The sequence below is a fragment of the Bdellovibrio sp. HCB2-146 genome (assembly GCF_047345725.1).
GTDB lineage: Bacteria > Bdellovibrionota > Bdellovibrionia > Bdellovibrionales > Bdellovibrionaceae > Bdellovibrio.
On the sequence record NZ_JBLEQP010000001.1, the window covers coordinates 721713 to 739898 of the forward strand.

At 44.8% G+C, this 18186-nt stretch carries 12 protein-coding genes; 5 read left to right on the plus strand and 7 right to left on the minus strand.

Annotated features, from left to right (window positions below):
* Positions 1–78 precede the first annotated feature (78 nt).
* Positions 79–3960 (plus strand): zinc-dependent metalloprotease, encoded by a 3882-nt coding sequence (locus tag ACLWOR_RS03595; protein WP_413939299.1) that lies wholly within the window; start codon positions 79–81, stop codon positions 3958–3960.
* Here ACLWOR_RS03595 and ACLWOR_RS03600 read toward each other — a convergent pair.
* Genes ACLWOR_RS03600 through ACLWOR_RS03620 form a run of 5 tightly spaced genes read right to left on the minus strand, consistent with a single transcriptional unit; the run spans position 3957 to position 12805 of the window.
* Complete coding sequence (locus ACLWOR_RS03600) at positions 3957–7001, minus strand: UvrD-helicase domain-containing protein (protein ID WP_413939300.1); 3045 nt, start codon at positions 6999–7001, stop codon at positions 3957–3959. The two genes, ACLWOR_RS03595 and ACLWOR_RS03600, sit on opposite strands and share 4 nt — an antisense overlap.
* The gene (locus tag ACLWOR_RS03605) at positions 6977–9709 is read right to left on the minus strand and encodes a PD-(D/E)XK nuclease family protein (protein ID WP_413939301.1); all 2733 of its coding nucleotides are present in this window, start codon (positions 9707–9709) and stop codon (positions 6977–6979) included. The genes ACLWOR_RS03600 and ACLWOR_RS03605 overlap by 25 nt, the downstream gene beginning before the upstream one ends.
* Positions 9710–9715: 6 nt before the next feature.
* Complete coding sequence (locus tag ACLWOR_RS03610) at positions 9716–10831, minus strand: hypothetical protein (RefSeq protein WP_413939302.1); 1116 nt, start codon at positions 10829–10831, stop codon at positions 9716–9718.
* A gap of 9 nt (positions 10832–10840) precedes the next feature.
* Positions 10841–11701 (minus strand): hypothetical protein, encoded by an 861-nt coding sequence (locus ACLWOR_RS03615; RefSeq protein WP_413939303.1) that lies wholly within the window; start codon positions 11699–11701, stop codon positions 10841–10843.
* An 18-nt stretch (positions 11702–11719) separates the two neighbouring features.
* Positions 11720–12805 carry a hypothetical protein gene (locus tag ACLWOR_RS03620; protein WP_413939304.1) on the minus strand — a complete coding sequence of 362 codons (1086 nt, stop codon included), beginning with the start codon at positions 12803–12805 and terminating at the stop codon, positions 11720–11722.
* Between the two features lie 125 nt (positions 12806–12930).
* On the opposite strand from ACLWOR_RS03620, the gene ACLWOR_RS03625 reads away from it, so the two are divergent.
* The 4 genes from ACLWOR_RS03625 (at position 12931) to ACLWOR_RS03640 (ending at position 16439) form a co-directional block, all read left to right on the plus strand.
* Positions 12931–13494 (plus strand): hypothetical protein, encoded by a 564-nt coding sequence (locus ACLWOR_RS03625; protein WP_413939305.1) that lies wholly within the window; start codon positions 12931–12933, stop codon positions 13492–13494.
* Between the two features lie 121 nt (positions 13495–13615).
* Positions 13616–13900 (plus strand): hypothetical protein, encoded by a 285-nt coding sequence (locus tag ACLWOR_RS03630; RefSeq protein ID WP_413939306.1) that lies wholly within the window; start codon positions 13616–13618, stop codon positions 13898–13900.
* A gap of 411 nt (positions 13901–14311) precedes the next feature.
* On the plus strand, positions 14312–15271 hold the full coding sequence (locus ACLWOR_RS03635; protein WP_413939307.1) for an HNH endonuclease: 960 nt from the start codon (positions 14312–14314) through the stop codon (positions 15269–15271).
* Positions 15272–15410: 139 nt separating this feature from the next.
* The gene (locus tag ACLWOR_RS03640) at positions 15411–16439 is read left to right on the plus strand and encodes an alpha/beta hydrolase (RefSeq protein WP_413939308.1); all 1029 of its coding nucleotides are present in this window, start codon (positions 15411–15413) and stop codon (positions 16437–16439) included.
* Here the strand turns inward: ACLWOR_RS03640 and ACLWOR_RS03645 are convergent, their stop codons facing one another.
* Both ACLWOR_RS03645 and coaE read right to left on the minus strand, forming a co-directional pair.
* Complete coding sequence (locus tag ACLWOR_RS03645) at positions 16440–17459, minus strand: hypothetical protein (protein ID WP_413939309.1); 1020 nt, start codon at positions 17457–17459, stop codon at positions 16440–16442.
* 100 nt (positions 17460–17559) lie between these two features.
* Positions 17560–18162, minus strand: coding sequence for a dephospho-CoA kinase (coaE, locus tag ACLWOR_RS03650; protein ID WP_413939310.1), 603 nt, complete (start codon positions 18160–18162; stop codon positions 17560–17562).
* Positions 18163–18186: the final 24 nt, after the last annotated feature.

Below are 18186 nucleotides of genomic sequence, written 5' to 3' on the forward strand. Positions count from 1 at the left end.
TGCACTTTCAGCCCTCCGATCATGGCACCCCCTATGCATTATTTCTATATGAAGGGGTGATGAACCTCGGGAGGACCTATGTACAAGTTGTTGTTAATCTCATTCGCCTTTCTGTTGACGGTTGCATGTACGAAGCAACGTGATGCTGAGTTTGCTCAGGGTCAAGGTGAGAACTTACTCACTGTCTCAGAATATAACGGCAAAACTTTTGAGATCACAACGGGTGCTCCGATTGAAGGCCGCACACAAAGCTTTTCAAAAGCGCAAAAACTCGACATCAAATCAAAAAGCATCGGTGATGAGTCGTTCTCGGTTGTAAGTTACGAAGTCAATGACCCGCTAGCGAAAAAGCTTCTTGGCGATACACCAATCGTTGGTAAAGCGAATACGAAATACAAAGGCCTTATCAAAGTTGAACAGAATTATTTGAAAGTTTACAAAGTTGGTAAAGCTTCAGACCTTCCGCTGAGCGAAACGACTTATGCAGTTAAACTCAATGAAGAAGAACTCGCAGTTCCTCTTATTGGTTACCCGATCACAAGCCGCGTTTCAATTGACCGTGCGAAGAACGAATACGGCGAAAAAAGTTCTACTAAAATTGAAAAAAATGAAGTGAACATTTCAGATGCGGCTTTCTTCCGCTTTGATATGTCTAAAGGTGAAATCTTTGAACCAGTTTTGAAAACTGACGTCTTGCCGGCTTCTTATTTCTCTGGTGAATGGTTCTTTACTGAAACGGTCACAGCAGCTCCGGAAGAAGAGTCTGAAAACCTTGGATTTGTCGGCGGATATGACTCTGCTTTAACTCCATCAACACGTATTAAATTCCTTTCAAACGAAACGTCAATGAAAGTAGTAAACTTGAATATTGACGAACGCCTGGCTGAAAAAGCAGATGCGAACTTTAAAACAGCTCTGACACTTCCAGTTTCATGGAAATCCTATAAAGTGAACAACAACGGTCAAGCGATGTCTGAAGCCGAAGATGGTAAAGTTCACTGGAGCAAACGTCCATTTATCCAAGTGGACTTCGATAAATCATTGTCCACTTTCAACAATGGAAGATCTCGCCTTGTTGCTTTGGAAGTGAAAGACGACTATCTTTCTTTCGCCACAGAAGATGGAGAAGGACGCCGTGTTCGTTACTCTTTCTTGCGCGTGAAACCAAGAAACTACACTGCGAAACGTCTTTTCAAAGACGACAGACGCACGTATGGATTCTTTACGACACAAAAATCAGTCGTGAATAACTTCGAAATTTCTCGCCAAGAAGACATCGAAAAAAATACGTTCATCTCTCGCTTCAATCCAAAAGCAGGTAAAATTGTATTTAACTTTACAAAAACAACGCCGCAATGGATTCGTCCAAGCGTAAAACAAGCTGTTGAGTCCTGGAATGAGGCTTTCGCGAAAGCCGGCGTACAAAACCTTGCGATCGTATTAGATGAAGAGCATGACGTTGAACTTGGTGACTTACGCTACAACGCTATTAACATTATTGAAAATCTAACAGCTTCCAGCTTATTTGGCTTCGGTCCGTCTGTGACAGATCCTTTTACGGGTGAAATTATTTCTGCGACAACAAATGTGCATCTAACTCCTATTCGCGAAGCACTTATCAGTGAGATGAAAGAATATATCAAAATGAAGTTGGGCCTTTTAGAAGAGGGTCGCAGCGCTGGTATTGCTGGAATGATCGATTCTATGAATCTGATCATTAATAAGAAGACGGCAGATGGCATCGAAGCTATTTCAGACCTTTTCCCGTCTGTTAAAGGTTTGAAAATGTATCTTCCAGACGCGAAAAGTCCAAAAACATTTCATCTTAAAAATGTAGACTTCCGTGCTCGAGATGCAAAAAATCCGCGCGAATTTGACTTGGCAATTGCGTCAGGGAACATTCACGCTGAAATCGAAGCTCAATGTCCTGATTTGACTGCTTATATCCAAGAAGTCAAATCTCAAGGTCTAACTCATAACGAAAAAGAAAACTCAGTTCTTGACTCTTGCTCGCGTAAACTCGTGACGACGAAGTTCTTAGGCACATTGGTTCACGAAATGGGTCATAACTTTGGTTTGCGCCATAACTTTACCGCTTCCAACGATTCAGCAAACTTTATGTCTGTTGAAGAAACACAAACTAAGCACCAAGTTCGTAGCTCTTCTGTGATGGAGTACTCTTCTTTCAATGAAGATCGCTTGGTTCGTCCGGGTCCGTATGACATCGCCGCTATTCGCTTTGGCTATGCTGATTCGGTAGAATTAAATGACGGTAAAGTCGTAGCGTTAGACACGACAAAAAATATTGCGCAAAACCTTGGTAGCAATAAAGCGCGCTCGTTTAAATTCTGTACGGACGAAGACGTTGCTTACTCAACAACTCCGATGTGTCAACGTCACGACGCAGGTGTGACTCCACTTGAAGTGGTGAAAAATATTATCGCAGACCACGAAGCCTTCACGCAAAAACGTTATTTCCGTGGCGATGGTATCAGAGTTCTACCACCCGAATATCTTGCACAGATTTCTATGGTTCGTACTTTCATCCCACTTATGCGTTTTTATGTTGAGTGGAGATCTGGTTTGGCTCGCTTCTTAGGCGAGGACAATCAATATCTTGAGAATTTAACTGAGAAACAATTTCAAGCCGTTATCAATAAGATGAAGGCAGACAATCAATGGAAAGATTTTGTCACGCAATACGAGCCGGTTTCTAAGGCGATTTTCAACTTCTTCTTCCACACGGCGACAATGTCGAATCGCTACTGTGTTCTAGAAAAAGGTTCTGACCTTGTTTTGAACGAACTTGAAAAAGTTCGCTCTGATATCTACTTCAACGCTGCGACTTCGGTTTCGTCGTGTGCAGATGCCGCAAAAGCAGGATATTGGGATAAAAAAGGCTTGAAACTGGTCACAGAGGCCGGTCATTTCTTGAATAGTTTCCGCTTTGATTTATCTGATAAAGCGGCGAAAGAACCTTTGGATGTCGTGGGCACAATGGGTGACCGTTTGAATGCATCTGCGTTCCTTGCGGCACGCTTGCCTCTTGGTTACGATGCCATGTCTCGCGGTTTCACGCCGTCAATGATGGATGAACCACAATTCCGCAAAGTCGTTCAAGGTTGGGCATTAGGTCGTCTTATCGGAGGCGTACCGGGTTCATACGTAGCCCTTGATCTAAAAGGTGGAGATGAAGCTCTCAAAGAAAAATTAAAAAAGAACACGTTCCCCGTATTTTCTGCAGAGTCAGAGCTCAATTCTACTTTCTTTGAAATCTACAAAGCAGGTTTGAGAATTCCTGGTAAGCCTCAAGTTTCTACAGTCAGAACTGCTTTTGTTGGAACCGTATTCGTACCACTCTCTCAAGCTGCTGCACTGAAACAGTTTGCATCTTATATCGCTGGGAATGGCGGCTATATTGCCGTGCCTGAAGCGACTAGCGGTGCTTACGCGCTGATGTCGACTTATCAGAAACTCTCTGCTTTGCGAGAGACTCAGCTGATTGACACGAAAAATGCTTCCATTGTTGACTTTGTGGCATCGGCAAAAGCTTCTTTGCCAACGGCGGAAGAACTCGAAACTATCACGGTGAAAGATATGATTTCGAAAATGGATGCTCTGAAATCAAAACTTGCGACGATGGATGAGGCCAACAGAGATATGGCCTTAGGTATCTTGCAAGAAGGTGCTGCGATCTTCCAATTGGCTGATCAAATTGAAGGCGCTCAAAAATCGGATAACCCTCAGGCAAAACAACAAGTCGAGCAAATCTTGGCCGCTCCGTTTAAAGCTGTTTTAACACAGCTTATGAAGCTCACGTCGTATCCAACTGCTGAAACTCTTGATAAGAATATTGAAGCAAATAATGCGAATGTTCTTTACTATCAGGAAAACAAAGTTGAGATCGACGCTCAAATTGAATCGATCTTCGCTATTCTTTCAAGAGGCGCTAGTCGCTAATTGCTTTCTAGAATCTTTTTTTCAATGGACGGACCCCACTCTGCGGGTCCGTTCTTTTTTTGAACTTTCACAACTTCATCGATCGGATATACGACCGCCAGGCACACTTCTTTTGCCCCGGGTGCATATCCCATTTTATGAAGAGCCCAGGCATAGATCTCAAGCTGGGCAAAGGCAGCGTCGGAATACCGTTGCGAGCCAGTCTTATAGTCGACCACCCACAGTGTTTCTCCCAACTGCCCCCACAAATCGATCTGTCCCTGTAAAAGCGAATTGCCCAGTGAAAGTGCAAAACCCCACTCGACATATCCTTTCTCGATGATCTCTTTAATTGGAGCTGAAGTTGTTTCAGCAATAAATTTCAAAGGCTTTTTAAGAGCTTCTTCAGAGACCTTTTGCAGATCTTCATAGGAAGCATATTTCAAAGCTTCAAAAAGTCTGTGCGCTTCTGTTCCCTGCTGAGCTCTAGCAAGTCCTCGGCTCAAGATTTCACCACTTGATGGACGATCAGGACCTTTGCTTCCTTCCGTTGATCCCGCAGGAGCCACAAGCTCTGTCACGGAGACGTATTTGCGTTTGTTTTCAGCTTTCTTATTTTGCCATGGGGATCTGACATCTTTTGACGCCAGCTCATGAACTTCCATGGCCACGGGCTTTAATTCATCACGTCTGACGACGTAAGAAAATTTATCTGTTTCGTGCAAGCCTTCTTCTAAAATCAAAGGACAGTGCGCCGCCCATGAATTTTTTCCAACTTTTGCGCCCCAGAGCAATGTCACTCCGGTTTTCGCACGAGTCAGAGCCACGTATAAGACGCGATTGAACTCTTCAGATTCGCGCTGACGCATTTCTTCGACCCATTTTTCAGCAAACACACTATAGGTCATGGCTTGCGATTCTTCATCGCGCACTTTCAGTGACCATGTTCCGGTTTTTTCATCCACCGTCAAAAGAGGTGCATTTGCTTGTCGAGGATCTTGTCCCATGCCAGGCAATAGCACATGTTCAAACTGCAAACCTTTCGAAGCATGCACTGTCATAAAGTTCACACGTTGAGGCTCGATAACAGGAGTCGCATCCGCGTCTTCACTCCCCTCATCGGTACTCAGACTTTCCAGGCTCGCATCTAAGAAATCAAGGAAGTTAAATCCGGGACGGCGTTCTTCTTGGCTCAGCAATGAAACGACTTTCCAAAGATTGGCTTCTCTACGACCGGACGAATCAACATAAGCCGCGTAATCAAAAAGGCCATAGTCTATTAATGCGCGCTTCAATGTGTAGGTCAGACCTTTTTCTTCCGCCATTCCAATAAGAGCGCGTAGCACTTTGAGAGGATGATTTTCTGCAAGTCCCTCTATTTTCTTAAGAGCTTCACGCCAATAAGAATGTTGTGAATGATGGCAGTACTCTGCAATCTCACTATCTGGCACAAAGAACCACGGAGACCGTAAAAGAGAAATCAAATTGGCATTGTCATGTGGGTTTAACAGGAATTTCAGAAGTGAAAGAGCATCGAGCACTTCTCTTCTTTCATAGAATCCTGAGCCGCTATGCAACTGCAAAGGAACGCCATGGTCTTTTGCAAGTTTCGCGATTTCTTCGAGAACTCGATGTGTTCTTCCCAGAACCACGATTTGCTCTGGACTCACGCCTGATTGAAGCAATTCCTGAATACGCGCAACCGTCGCCTGATGTTCTTCTTCTGACAGAATCACATTCACAACCGGGTCCCTACTCTCAGACACTTTTTTATCTGGAGCTGGAGTCATGGCCGCGAATTGACGCCCCAGGCGCGTAAAATAATAGTTAAAGAATTCCAAAACCTCAGGTGAAGAACGATAGTTCGTCAGTTGAGATTCAACATTTCCTTTTTCGGATTTGATCTCTTCAATTTTTTCTTGAAAGACTTCCGAGCGCGCTCCACGGAATAAATAAATACTCTGTTGCGGATCCCCTACAATAAAGACGGGTTTTTCGCCAACAAGGCGACGTAAAAGATCGACTTGGATTGGACTGGTATCTTGATATTCATCGATCATCCAGAAATCCCAGTCAGCGGAAAAACGCGCTGCTGCTTCCGGATTTTCTTTAGCAGCCTTCAGCGACAAGGCCTCAAGGTCACTCATGGCGAGCAGGCCTTGCTCTAATTTCAATTTTAAGAAGTCCGCGCTAAAACGGCGAGCGAGTTCGTCAAAGAGTTCACAGTTCTTTTGATGTTTTTCCCGGAAGGCCTCCAGGTATCGTGGCTCTTCCAAAAACTTTGTCACTTTTTTGCGAAGGTCTTCTAAGTCATCGTTCACTTCTAAAGAGAACGGAGCCTGCGCCTTACGGAATGCAGGCTTGTCCAGATTATCCCAAAACGAGCGGATATTTTCCAAAGTGGAAGAGTTCCACGCAAAACTTAGTAAAGCCTGCGCATACTCCTGCCACTTATCATTATCGGACTCTGTTTGAATCACGCGCGCCACACGCAGAAGTTCTGATTTCAACCCTGCAAAATGCGCTTCGGTCATTTTCTGCAAGTCTTCTTTTGCCACGAACTTCATTTCGGGGAAAACAAGGCTTTCAGAAAAATACTGAATAAGAGCGGATTCTAAAACGGCAAACTCGTACTCCTCCAATAACTCTTGAAGAGCCGGATTCTCAAGCACGTGTTTGCGCAAAATACGACGGGCATGGCGACGTACTTCCAAGTCACTCAAGATCTTGTAATCCGGAGTCAACCCAATCGCGGAGCCGTAGCGAGACAAGAATAAACTTAAAACTCCGTGAATTGTCGAAATCTGAACTTGGGACTTTGAACTGACGTAATGGAAAAGATCCTGACGACCTTTTTCCAAAGATTTTGATAACAAACGTTCTTTTAATTCTTGAGTGGCTTTACGAGTGAACGTCGTTACCACAATGCGCGGAAAGCGCCCATTGCGATCTTTAAAATCGTTGGCAAACTGCAAAAAGTCGTTCGTGAGACGAGTTGTTTTACCAGCACCCGCACCCGCCCGTAGAATGGTATTTTTTAGTTCAGATGAGGCGCTCGACACTGTCTTCTCCACTCACATTTTTTGCAATCATCGTATTCACTTGGTTTTGGCGAGGCTTCTCCGGAGCGAATGCGATCCAGGGTCTCCATCAAAAGCTGACTAAATTCCGCCATCATCTTTTCTTTGGCTTCGAGTGTATAATTCTTGTCTTTCTTTTTCGGGAAGGGATAAAGCTTTCCAGCTAATTCATCCACGCGGAATCCTTTTCGGCGCTCAAGCGTCTTAAAGAAGAAATAGAACAGACCAATTACTTCACCTTCAATATCTTCGATCAAGGATTTTTCTAAAACCCACATATAGAACAACAACTGAAGCTCACGATTTTTAAGCCATGACCCTGCAGCTGATGTCGATCCCGCCGAACTCTTGTAATCCAGAACAACAAGATTTCCTTCACCGTCCGAGTCGATACGGTCAATTTGTCCTGAGATACGGAACCAATTGTCCTGAGCGATTTTTGAAATCTCTTGGGTTTGCGGATTCAGATAAAATTCAAAGCGTTTTTCGCGGGCTTGTGTGCGAGTTTTTTGAAACTCCTCACGCCAGTTTTTTTCAAACTCCACAAAGCGCAAAGCCAAAGCCACGTGTTTCTTTTTAAGAGGCAGCCAGAGGCGTTCATCGGCAAAAACGACTTTCTTTTCTTCGCGGATTTTTTCAAGCATCTGATCAATTTCAGATCCCGACCAATCAAAGCGCATTGGTTCTTCCGTGAGTTTTTCAAACAAGGCATGGGCCAATTGCCCGCGAGTTCTGTGGTCGACATCCAAATCAATTTCTGGAAGGTCTTTGAGTTTAAAATACCTTTGGGCTGTAAAGACAAACGGACACTGCAAGAAGCTTTCAAGTGAAGACGCTGAAATACGCGGCAAATTTTGCAGTTCCAGGTTTTCCGTCTCGTTGTGTCCCAAATCGCGTTGCAAGGCCTTCTCAACAGTTTCCTTACGACTTTCCATGCTCGCGCGACGACCCCTTAGGTCTGAGTGCTGAACTTCATCCCAACGAGTTTCTAACGGAATATGAAGAGAGTGATGATCACCTTGCAAATTCATCCAGAAAGTCGAGGGTGAGCACAAGGAACCCGAGAGATCTGTGGCCCCGAAGCAATAGACATCAATTTCAGAATGGGCTTCTGCTAACAAACGGAGCTCAAACTCCAAATCACTTTGATCGGGATTTTCCAGATAAAAACCAATGTCTTTTGCAAGCTCAAAAAAATCTTGTCCGGAAAGTTGAGTTTTACTTCGCCCCTTTAAAGCTTCGTCCGTCAAACCTAAGAAAATACGGAAACGGATCTTCTCGCTATCTGCTGACATCAACTTGGTGACAAGAATTCCTGTAGAGTCCCCTTTTGCCAACGAAAATTCTTTCGCCGCCACGACACTCTCGAGGTAACTCAGCCATTCTTTCCAAGTCAGCTTTGTAGAGGCAACGGCATTTTGCAAAAGCTCGCGCAAAATAATTTGAACGACTTCGCTTTCTTGACCGCTTAAAACCCAGCCTTTTAAAGCTTGAGCAACGAATTCGTCACGACTTACCCAACCCGTCACATCGACTTGTTCGTGGAAAATCTTATGAACCCATTCGTTACGCTTGAGATCGTCTTCAACATAAAGACTCTTAAACAAAGCCTTGAATTCTTCATAGCGCACGTTTTGCGCTTCAGATCGTTCAAAAAAAGAAATTTCCAAATCAGAACTTGAAAGGCGTCCACTTTTCGAGCGTAACCAAGATAGCCAGCGCGTAATTGAAGGAAGACTTTGCACCTTGTGAGTGATGTCCTTCTGAACAGCCACACCTTCTTCTTCCAAGTATGCTTGCAGAACTGGCCAATAGACTTCGATATCAGGAGCGATCACCGCAATGGATTCAGGTCTATGACCTGCTTCTAACCACAGACGAACTTGACCGACAGCGTGTTTAATTTCCGCAAGCATTCCTGAGAAACGCTTCACTTCAATCTTCTTTTCCACACGAGCGACAGGTTTCAATTTTACTTGTTCCTGACTTTGCTGACGAAGATCTGAATACGGGCGAAGCAAGTAAGAGAAATCATCTTTCCACGTCGGAACCGGTTCAAGGATTGTGACATCTACAGATCGAGAGAGAACTCGCAATAACTCCGCTTCTGAACGTGACATCTCACCGCTCAGATCCACGATCAATGGAAATGTCCAAACCCTTTCAAGCTCATTAAAATTTTGCAGATAAGATGTAATCCAGCTTGCCGTGATCACATGGTGTTCGTTCACGAGCTTCAAAGCACAAAAGCGCGCACGCAGATACCATTCGCGCCAACGACCATTGGCTTCAGGATGGCTTTCAAACCATTCTTCTAATTGGGCCGGGCCATTTGGATGAAATAAAATCGGAGCTAACTGATCGATATAAGAGAAAACAGTTTCTTCAGCTGAAGAGTTTACACCAAGAACTTCCGCATGCTCATCCATCATCGTGCGAAGCAAAGAGCGAGCAAAGGGATTGCTCACCAGACGAACTTGCGGGTCTAAACGCTTTAAAAGAATCTTCCAAAGATCACTGGCGCGCAGAACGGATTCGTCGATGTACTGACCATCACGTTCCAGTACACGTTGTTGCAACTCAAATTTTGTGCGCAAATCCGAAACCAACCACGTGGTCTCTTTAGGATTATAGGTCGCAAAGATCTCAGAGAGTTGAGATCGGTTTTCCAGGGAAACTGTCTTTAGCATTTACTCTTACCGGCGCTGTTTGAGTTTTCTCTTCTTGCCGTTATTATCCTGGAAATTGAAGTTAGCATCAAAGCTTAAATCAATGGTGAGCCCTACCATGTAACGATTGTCGGCGGTTTGACCCGGATAGACGCCGAGCTCCTCGACATAACTTACAGCATCAAGACGGAAAATAAGGAAATTGAGGCCGACTCCGTAGCTCATATAGCCCTGATTCAGACCTGCTCTCACGTCTATGAATGGCAATGAGACTTCTGTCCCCACGTGTAGTTTCTTTCCCAGCTGAACGTCGTTATTTAAAAGATGGCGTCCCTCAACACCAAAAGTCCAATCCAGTCCTGGCAAATCAAAACCAATCGCTGCACCAGCACTTAAATTTTGTGGAATGTGAGGAGGCGCATCGTCACCGTCTGTTTTTGTAAACGCCACATCACCGACGTTCTGCCATACCACTGCAATCGTCGGACTAAACGGCGCTGGAATCTCGGTCATCACAGCCAAGTCCATTCCGTACCCAACACCTTTACGATTGAAGTTCTCGCCGATCTCTTCCATCGAAGCGCCGTCGACAACAGTCGAGAGTCCCAAATCTTGAGAGTAACCGCCCCACCGATTGAGGCGCTTTAAATTAATACCAACGGAACTCCCCGGTCCAATTCCAAAAGAAGTTCCAACAACAAACCCAGAGTCATTGGCAAAGTAAGTGTCAAATTCGGGAAAGCTTGGATTATGCAGTTCCAAGGAAACACTGTAATCAGTGAAATAACCGATTCCGAAGTGAGGCATTGCAATCGCCGCACGGCCGTTGGCATTCACCCAGAATCTTTCACCGAAAAGATCATTGAAAGTACTTGGATCATTGGGATCGATACCTTGGAGAACTTGGAGGGTTTGTTCGTCGATTGAATTTGTACCGACGCCGATACTACCAAGAAGGATGTTCAATCCCTCAAGACGATTCAGAGCCGCTGGATTATAAAACAACGCATCAGCATCCCTGACGATCGGAATATACATTCCTCCCATTCCCAGAGAGCGAATGGATCGTGCGGACTCATACATCTCCTGCGCTTTTGCAGTCAGAGTCGTTGTTAATATAAGAACCAGAGCCAAATACTTCATCACACTTCCCTATGGACACGCGCATGGCTGAAACAAAGGATTCATACATGCGCCAATACCGAATGACGTTCCATCGTCAATTAAGAGTCGGAATGCATCTTTATAAGTTGTTACAAAAGTTTCGTTGGAAAGATCACACGTCGTCAAAACTGGATGCCCAGGACTGACGATATCCAAATAAGCATTGAGAGCTGTTACACACGAACTGGTAAAATTCGTAATATCCGTCACGCTGCTCGGGTCTAACTTACTTGAGACAGACGAAATATTATTAATCACCATACCCAACCCAACGATAGACTTGATAACGTTTTCGTCTGGCAACTGCGCCACTTTACAAGCTTGAAAACCCGCATCGCGTGCTCCATCACCTAAGCCACCGTTGTCTTGATCGGCCTTAGCGCGTAACCACGCGCCTGATTTGGCCATTCCTAAAATTGTATAGAATAAAGTTTGATCCGCGTCTTTAACAGCGATTGTGTCCATGACTGCCTTCGCGTTATCACAATCTGCCGGGCTCACCACTTGATTTTTCATGGCATTCATAAAAAATGTCATAAGCTTCGCACTGGAACTCATGCCCAGATTTTGCACGAGACTTACGAAATCCAATCCGCATTTCCCTGCATAGGCGCCAGCTAATGTTTCTTTCACTTCGACATTGTTATTCCGATAGGCCGCACTGATATCATTATTGATAATATCAATTGCATCGTCCCATTCGCGGTCATCGACTTTCTTTTTCGCTTCTAAATATAATGCTTCATCCGTGTCGGTTTGCGAGAAATCCGTCAATACGTTTGGTTTGTCGCATGAGGTTGTCATGCACAAAACCATCGTTATGATAAAAAGCTTTCTTACAAACTTCATACTTCTTCCTTAAAGTCCTTAAAAACGATACGCAAACTTCAGTGTATAACGTCTATCTTCTCGTGGGTCGTCTGCGGTGCCGATCTCTTCGCCGTATGTGGCGAATTGCCATTGAAAGCGCTCAGATGCTAACTCAAAGCCAGCTGTGATATACCTTTGATTATACCCTGCCCGAAGGAAGAGCACATCCCCGAAGTTCAATTCGAGACCGCCATGAATTAACTTTGCTTTATCTTCTTCATCAGCTGATGTTAAAAGTCCACGGTACTCTACCGTCCAAGCGGATCTAACGTAATTGGTGTGAATAGGAAAGATGGCAGCGGCGACATCTAAATCCTGCTCTATCATATTGGGACGAGTCGCGGTGTCCATTCTGACACCTGTGGCTTTATCGAAACTAGTGCCGCCCACATCACGCAACACTGCTGATATTGTAGGGAGGAATTTCCACGGCGCCGTCATGATAAGTCCGACGTCAGTTGAAAGCCCCAGCCCCTCAGAGGCGATACTGCTGTAGTCCATCGAGCCAGCTGAACTTAAAGTTGGATTGTCGACTTCGATACGACTGATGAGTTTCGTATTAAATCCCAACTTGATACGCCCATCAAAAAATCTAAAATTAAATCCAAGAACTGCCGCCAAGTCGTTGCGATAGAAAGTATCAATGGTTGAACCATCTGCACTCATCTCGGCATCCAAAATGTAATTGCCGTACAACCCAATACCAAAGTTTCTGCCAACGAATGAAGGAAAGACCTGCGCCTTGGCGTGATAGTGTGATCCTCTATTAGCATCAAGTGCGGGCTTCACATCTGAAAGTTCAAATGGATTGGAAAATGCCGATGCCTGATAGAAGTCTTGAGTGAGATAGCCCAGCTCTAATTCAGGATCGAAAATCGTTCCGTAAAAATCACGGAGACGACCTAAACCCGCTGGGTTCACAATCAAAGCTGTTTCGTCATTGGTTACTGCTATACACGCTCCGCCCATTGCTAGGCATCGTGCACCTGAATAAAAACTACGCCGCTCGCGTGCTTGAACTTCTGTTGCGAAGCTCAGCCAAATGAGAATTTGAATGAGGGCGATCCACAAAATCCGTTTCATAGAGACCTCGGTTAATAATCCATTTGCTCTATCGGCGGATTACAGGCTCACATTGAGACATTCTGAGCAATTAAGGTCCTTCGTCCAGTAACAATTTTCTCGCGCAGACTTTAAATTGATCCTATATGTCTATCACTCGACTTATTATTTGCTCTCTGTTGGCTGCGCTTCCTCTTACTTCGGTGGCTGCCCCAAATACCAGCACAACTTACGAGACCACACCTCTGTCTACCGAGCCCGATCCTTTATTAACGAATGCTGCCGTGGAAAGCATGGTGAAGCCTCCCCGTCATTCTTTATTGCTCGCGGCGGGGTACGCTGGTGGAAGTTACGTCGACGCCGACGAATGGATCAATGGTTATTCTTTCGTTGTTCGTTATGCCCACATTCCGCATGATGTGATTGAGTGGGACTATCAATTTGAAGTGAACAAAGAAAACATCGTCGGCTTGTCTGCGGGCCGCCGCTGGTATTGCTGCCCGGGCGATAAGTTCGATCCCTATGCTCGTGTCTCGGTAGGAACTTTCGTGGATGGCTTTAGCGAGCTTGCTGGTTTTGTTGACTTAAGTCGTTGGCGCGTACGTGGTTCATTGGGGCTGGGGCAGAGTTTTACGACTGAAGCGGGCGTCGGCTACGCTTTAAATGGCTTTGATCTCTATATCCAAGCTGGATACGTGTTCAAATTCTAGGCGACTCTTCTAATTTTTCCCCGTTCTCTTAGAGCGAACGATTCTGCCTCCCAAAAATCGTCTCTTATTCAAGCTTGATCTAATATCACCTCATCGAAAACACCTAACTCGTGAGGTTTATATGAAACAAGTATCCAAAGTTCTTTTATTCGCCATCTTCGCTTTCTCTGGAGTTGCTCAAGCTTACTCTGGTTCAAACTTCCAAATGTCGACTTTCCGATCTGATTACAACAAAGTCCAAATGGCTGCTCACCAAGCCCAGGAAGATATTTATTTGTACTTAGCAACAGACGGCCAAGAAGTAAGAGCCAATCTTGTAAGCGCCATCAAAACAGTGCAAGAAATCAACTCGCAACTAACAGAAGACGAAGCTCTCGACATCTTGATTGAAGCTTTGGAAAAATAGTTCTTTTCGTCCCCGCCCAAAAAAATCAAATCCCTCTAACCACTTTTCCCGGCTACGAAGGCCGGGAACTCTCAGAACGGACAACCTCCGCATAATAAATTTCTTTTTATCGTTTCCTCTTCCGCTAACAAAGCAGAACAAATCCGCGCTACCAAGAAACACAATGTCATTCAATTAATTGTAATAATTGATTCCTTGACGTAATTAGTGGCGCACCAGAATTGGTTTCGCTCAACGACTTTTAGAAATACGCGATCCTTCTCTATTCCGTCAGTTAGTGCGCCCTCAAGCCTCAATAGCCACAATCATCTATAAATAAATTAGATTTCCTAAGTACAGATTCTCCTCTGAAAAACCGTAAAAAATAGCTTTTAAAATCCGTGATACAACTTCTCCAACAAAGGAGCACAAATGGATCTTTCAAAAATTTCGAATCTTGAATTATTGGGACGTTTGGAAAAATTAGTTCGCACAGAACGAAAGATCACTCATTTGATACTTTGTCATATCAATGAATTTGAGTCCCGGAAGCTTTACGCGGAAATGGGATTTGATTCGGTGTTCAAATACCTGACTCAACATTTGGGTTATGGCGAGGATAGTGCATATCGCAGGCTTCAAGCGGCGCGTTTACTAAAATCAGTTCCTCAGGCTGCTGGGAAAATTGAAGATGGCTCTTTGAACTTAACCCAGCTAACCCAAGTTCAGAAGTGCATTCGCCAAGAATCCAAAAATGGAAATCAAATAGCTCCGGCACAAACACTGCAAATTTTGGAACAAATTCAGGACAAATCTTCCTTTGAAACTCAAAAAGTATTGGCTGTGGAATTCAATCAACCTATTCAAAAGCATGAAGTGATGAAGCCTCAGCGCGATGATACCATCCGTCTGGAGTTCACTATCACTTCTGAACAAATGAAAATCCTTGAACAAGCAATGGATTTACTGTCACACGTAGTTCCTGACAGATGCTGGGCAGAACTTTTCACTCATTTAGCCGAAAAACAAGTTCGAAAGTCTTTGGGCAAAGATTCTTCAAGCACATTTTCTAAAGAAGTCCTTCGAAGTGAATCATCAGATAGCTTTCAGGGGAATCTAGCTGCCGCTGCATCGACACCAAGCTTCACGGCTGCGCGGAAGCGCAAAGCTATTAAAATCACAACGAAGAGAATGATCTATAAAAACGCTCAAGGCTGCTGCGAATATATCAATCCGAAAACTCAACACAAATGCAATAGCACCTATCAGTTGCAAGTCGATCATAAAGTTCCAGTCGCATTTGGCGGAACTAATGAGAGTCAGAATTTACGTATACTTTGTCGCACGCACAACTTATTGGCAGCAAAGCAATGGGAATTCACCGCCAGATAGATTGATAATCACTCCTGTTTTGGCAACCCTCCCTATCTAACTTCCCGTCCATCATCTCCCCTCATCGACCGCCAAAACTTTAAACACTTCGTCTGGTCTTCGTTTTGCTTATTAGCGAGCCATTACAGGTGGAGTGTTTATGTTACGGCTTATGGCGTATTTAGGGCGTTTTGGGGCTTTTACGAGCCTTCGTGTGACGACAAATAAGGGCGCTTTGAGTAAGGGCTTGGCAGCGGCTTTGATCATGGTCTTTGCTGGTTCGACGGCTATGGCTGAAGCGGTCTTAACTCCGGAACAATGGACTTGTGTCGATCAATACACAGAGCATGTGAACGCGAAAATCAAACTCAAGGTTCCTGAAAAACACCTTCCCCGCCTCTTTATTCCCGATGGCACTCCTAAAGACACCGTCGTGATCTTCACCCATGGCATGTTTGAATCGCCGTATTTCTTTAAAGGCATCAATTCGACGTTCCAAGAACAAGGCTATATCTCACTCAGTATTCTTCTTCCTGGTCACTGGGAAGGCGACTGGAGCAGCGCTAAAAACGTGAGCTTCCGCGACTGGATGAAAGAGATCAACACCAACATCAAAATGGCTCAGTGTTTCGGCAAGAAAATCATTTTCGCAGGTCACTCGGCAGGCGGTTTGCTCTCCATTTGGGCGGCTCTTTCGCATCCAGAAATCACCGAAGCCCTCATGCTATGGGCGCCAGCAGTTGACCTCCGCGCGCTGCCTTCGGTGGGTATGGCCATTGGTGGCTTCTTGCATTTGAACGGCAATATCGTGATGGGTTCGGCAAACTTAGACGAGACGCCGCTGTATTCGCCTCATGCTTCCAAACAAATTCAAAAGTTGATCGACTATACGGCAAATAAATTCGGCGGTGGTAACATGGTGAACGTCTATCGCAAAATCACCGTACCGACATTTCTCGCTTATGCGGAAAAAGATCCGGCCATTGATACCGACGAACTGACTCGCGCAGCTCACGCAATTGCAGGCATTAAAGACGTGATGTACTTCCCCAAAAATACTTTGGTCCATCACGGAAATATCACCAAATTCCCAGGGGACGCCTATCAGAAAAAGACTGGCGATTACAATTTGAAATGGGGAACAATGCAAATCCGCGTGGTTAAATTCCTCCGCGGATTTGTAAACTAACTAGTTACAACGAGTGCGGTAATGAGCCAACATGGCTTGTTCAAAAGCGCCGCGCTCTTCTTCATCCACGATGAAAACACCCAGCGGTCGAGATTTCGCATTGGTGCGACCATAGAACAATCCCGCGATATCTTCAGATGTGAAAACACCGGTACGGCTGTTGTAAGTCAAAATTTGATCTTTCTCTGGCTGGTTGGAATCGTAAACTTTGATCTCAATCAAACCATTTGAATTCTTCACGTAAGATTTTGCCATCACAATGTGCTGATTCGTTCTTTCCATACGAAGATTCATCAACGTCAACCGTTTGCCATCCAAATTACGTAGCAAAGTTTTGATGGTCTCATAGTTATCTTTAGCACTCGTCGGACTGCCACCTAATCCCATTCCTAAATTTCCCGCGCGGAAAAAGTGGTTGCCTTGATTGACTTGAATATCATCACGGAAAGCACGCTTCACAGTACGCTTCGGAGCCAGAGTTGCAACGAACCCATCACGCAAGGCCCACCAGAAGTCATAAGACTTGTTAACCGAATCTCCTTCCACTTCAAAAACTTTATAAGTTTTAAGTGGCGAATTCACGACACGCACTTGCGGTTTGTTAACATAACTGCGACCGCGTTCAACAGATTGAGTGGAGTCTTCAACCAATTTGGGCGTACTACGACGAACCATATCCAAAACAAGTTGCACACGCGCTTCATTGCTCAATGAGTTTGATTCATTGTAACGAGCCAAATAAGAAAACATACGCTGTGTGCTTGAAAGTGCCCAGCAATTGCCAAGCGGAATGCCATTGTGGCTGTATTCCCAATTTGTGATGGGCATATTGCGAGATTCATCAAAGGCATCTTCACGGATGGCTTTATAAATCGAATTCACCGACAGATTTTGACAGCTCAAACCACGCACCAAAGAATCAGTTACAGTTTTAGGAGCAGCAAGAACAGTCGGAGCCGTTGCCACCATGACTGTAACGAATCCTCCCACAAAGAGTGTTACGCGAATTGCTTTATTCATTTGGAATCCCCCAGGATTGAAGGACACCGTATATCGCAGAAATTCCTCGAGAGGAACCGAGCGAAAATAAACTGAAAATAATGATCAGATCGTCAAAACTTTAGACAGAGAGAGTTTTCAACCAGTCGACCAAACGCTGAAATTCTTTCATCAAGTGAGCTTGATCGCCGTCGTTATGCAAAACGAAGTTGGCCTGTTCCTCTTTCAGTGACATCGGCATCTGTGAGGCCAAGCGCTTCTCAATTTCCTCGCCACTCAGACCATTGCGCTTACGCAGACGTTCGCGCTGTTGTTCAGGTTTACATGTCACCACGACGATTTCATCGAACTGACTTTGCGCCTTCGTTTCAAATAAAAGTGGAATATCGTAAAACGCCAAAACATGACCGGCGCGCTCCAGATCCTCACGCAAACGCTGGACTTCAGTCCTGATCAAGGGATGCAAAATGCTTTCGAGTTTACGTCGCTGCTCAGGAAGAGAAAATATTTTTGCTCCCAGTTTCTCTCTATCTAGGGAACCATCGGGGGCCAGTATATCTGGACCAAAAGCCTGAATCACAGACTCAAGTCCTGGAGTTCCTGGGGCAACGACATCGCGAGCAATTCGGTCCGCATCGACCAAGGGATAGGATTGCTGGACTAAGAGCTGGGCCACAGTGCTTTTGCCACAAGCAATACCTCCGGTCAGTCCTATCCATTTCATATGCTATCTCCTTAAGAAGTCTTC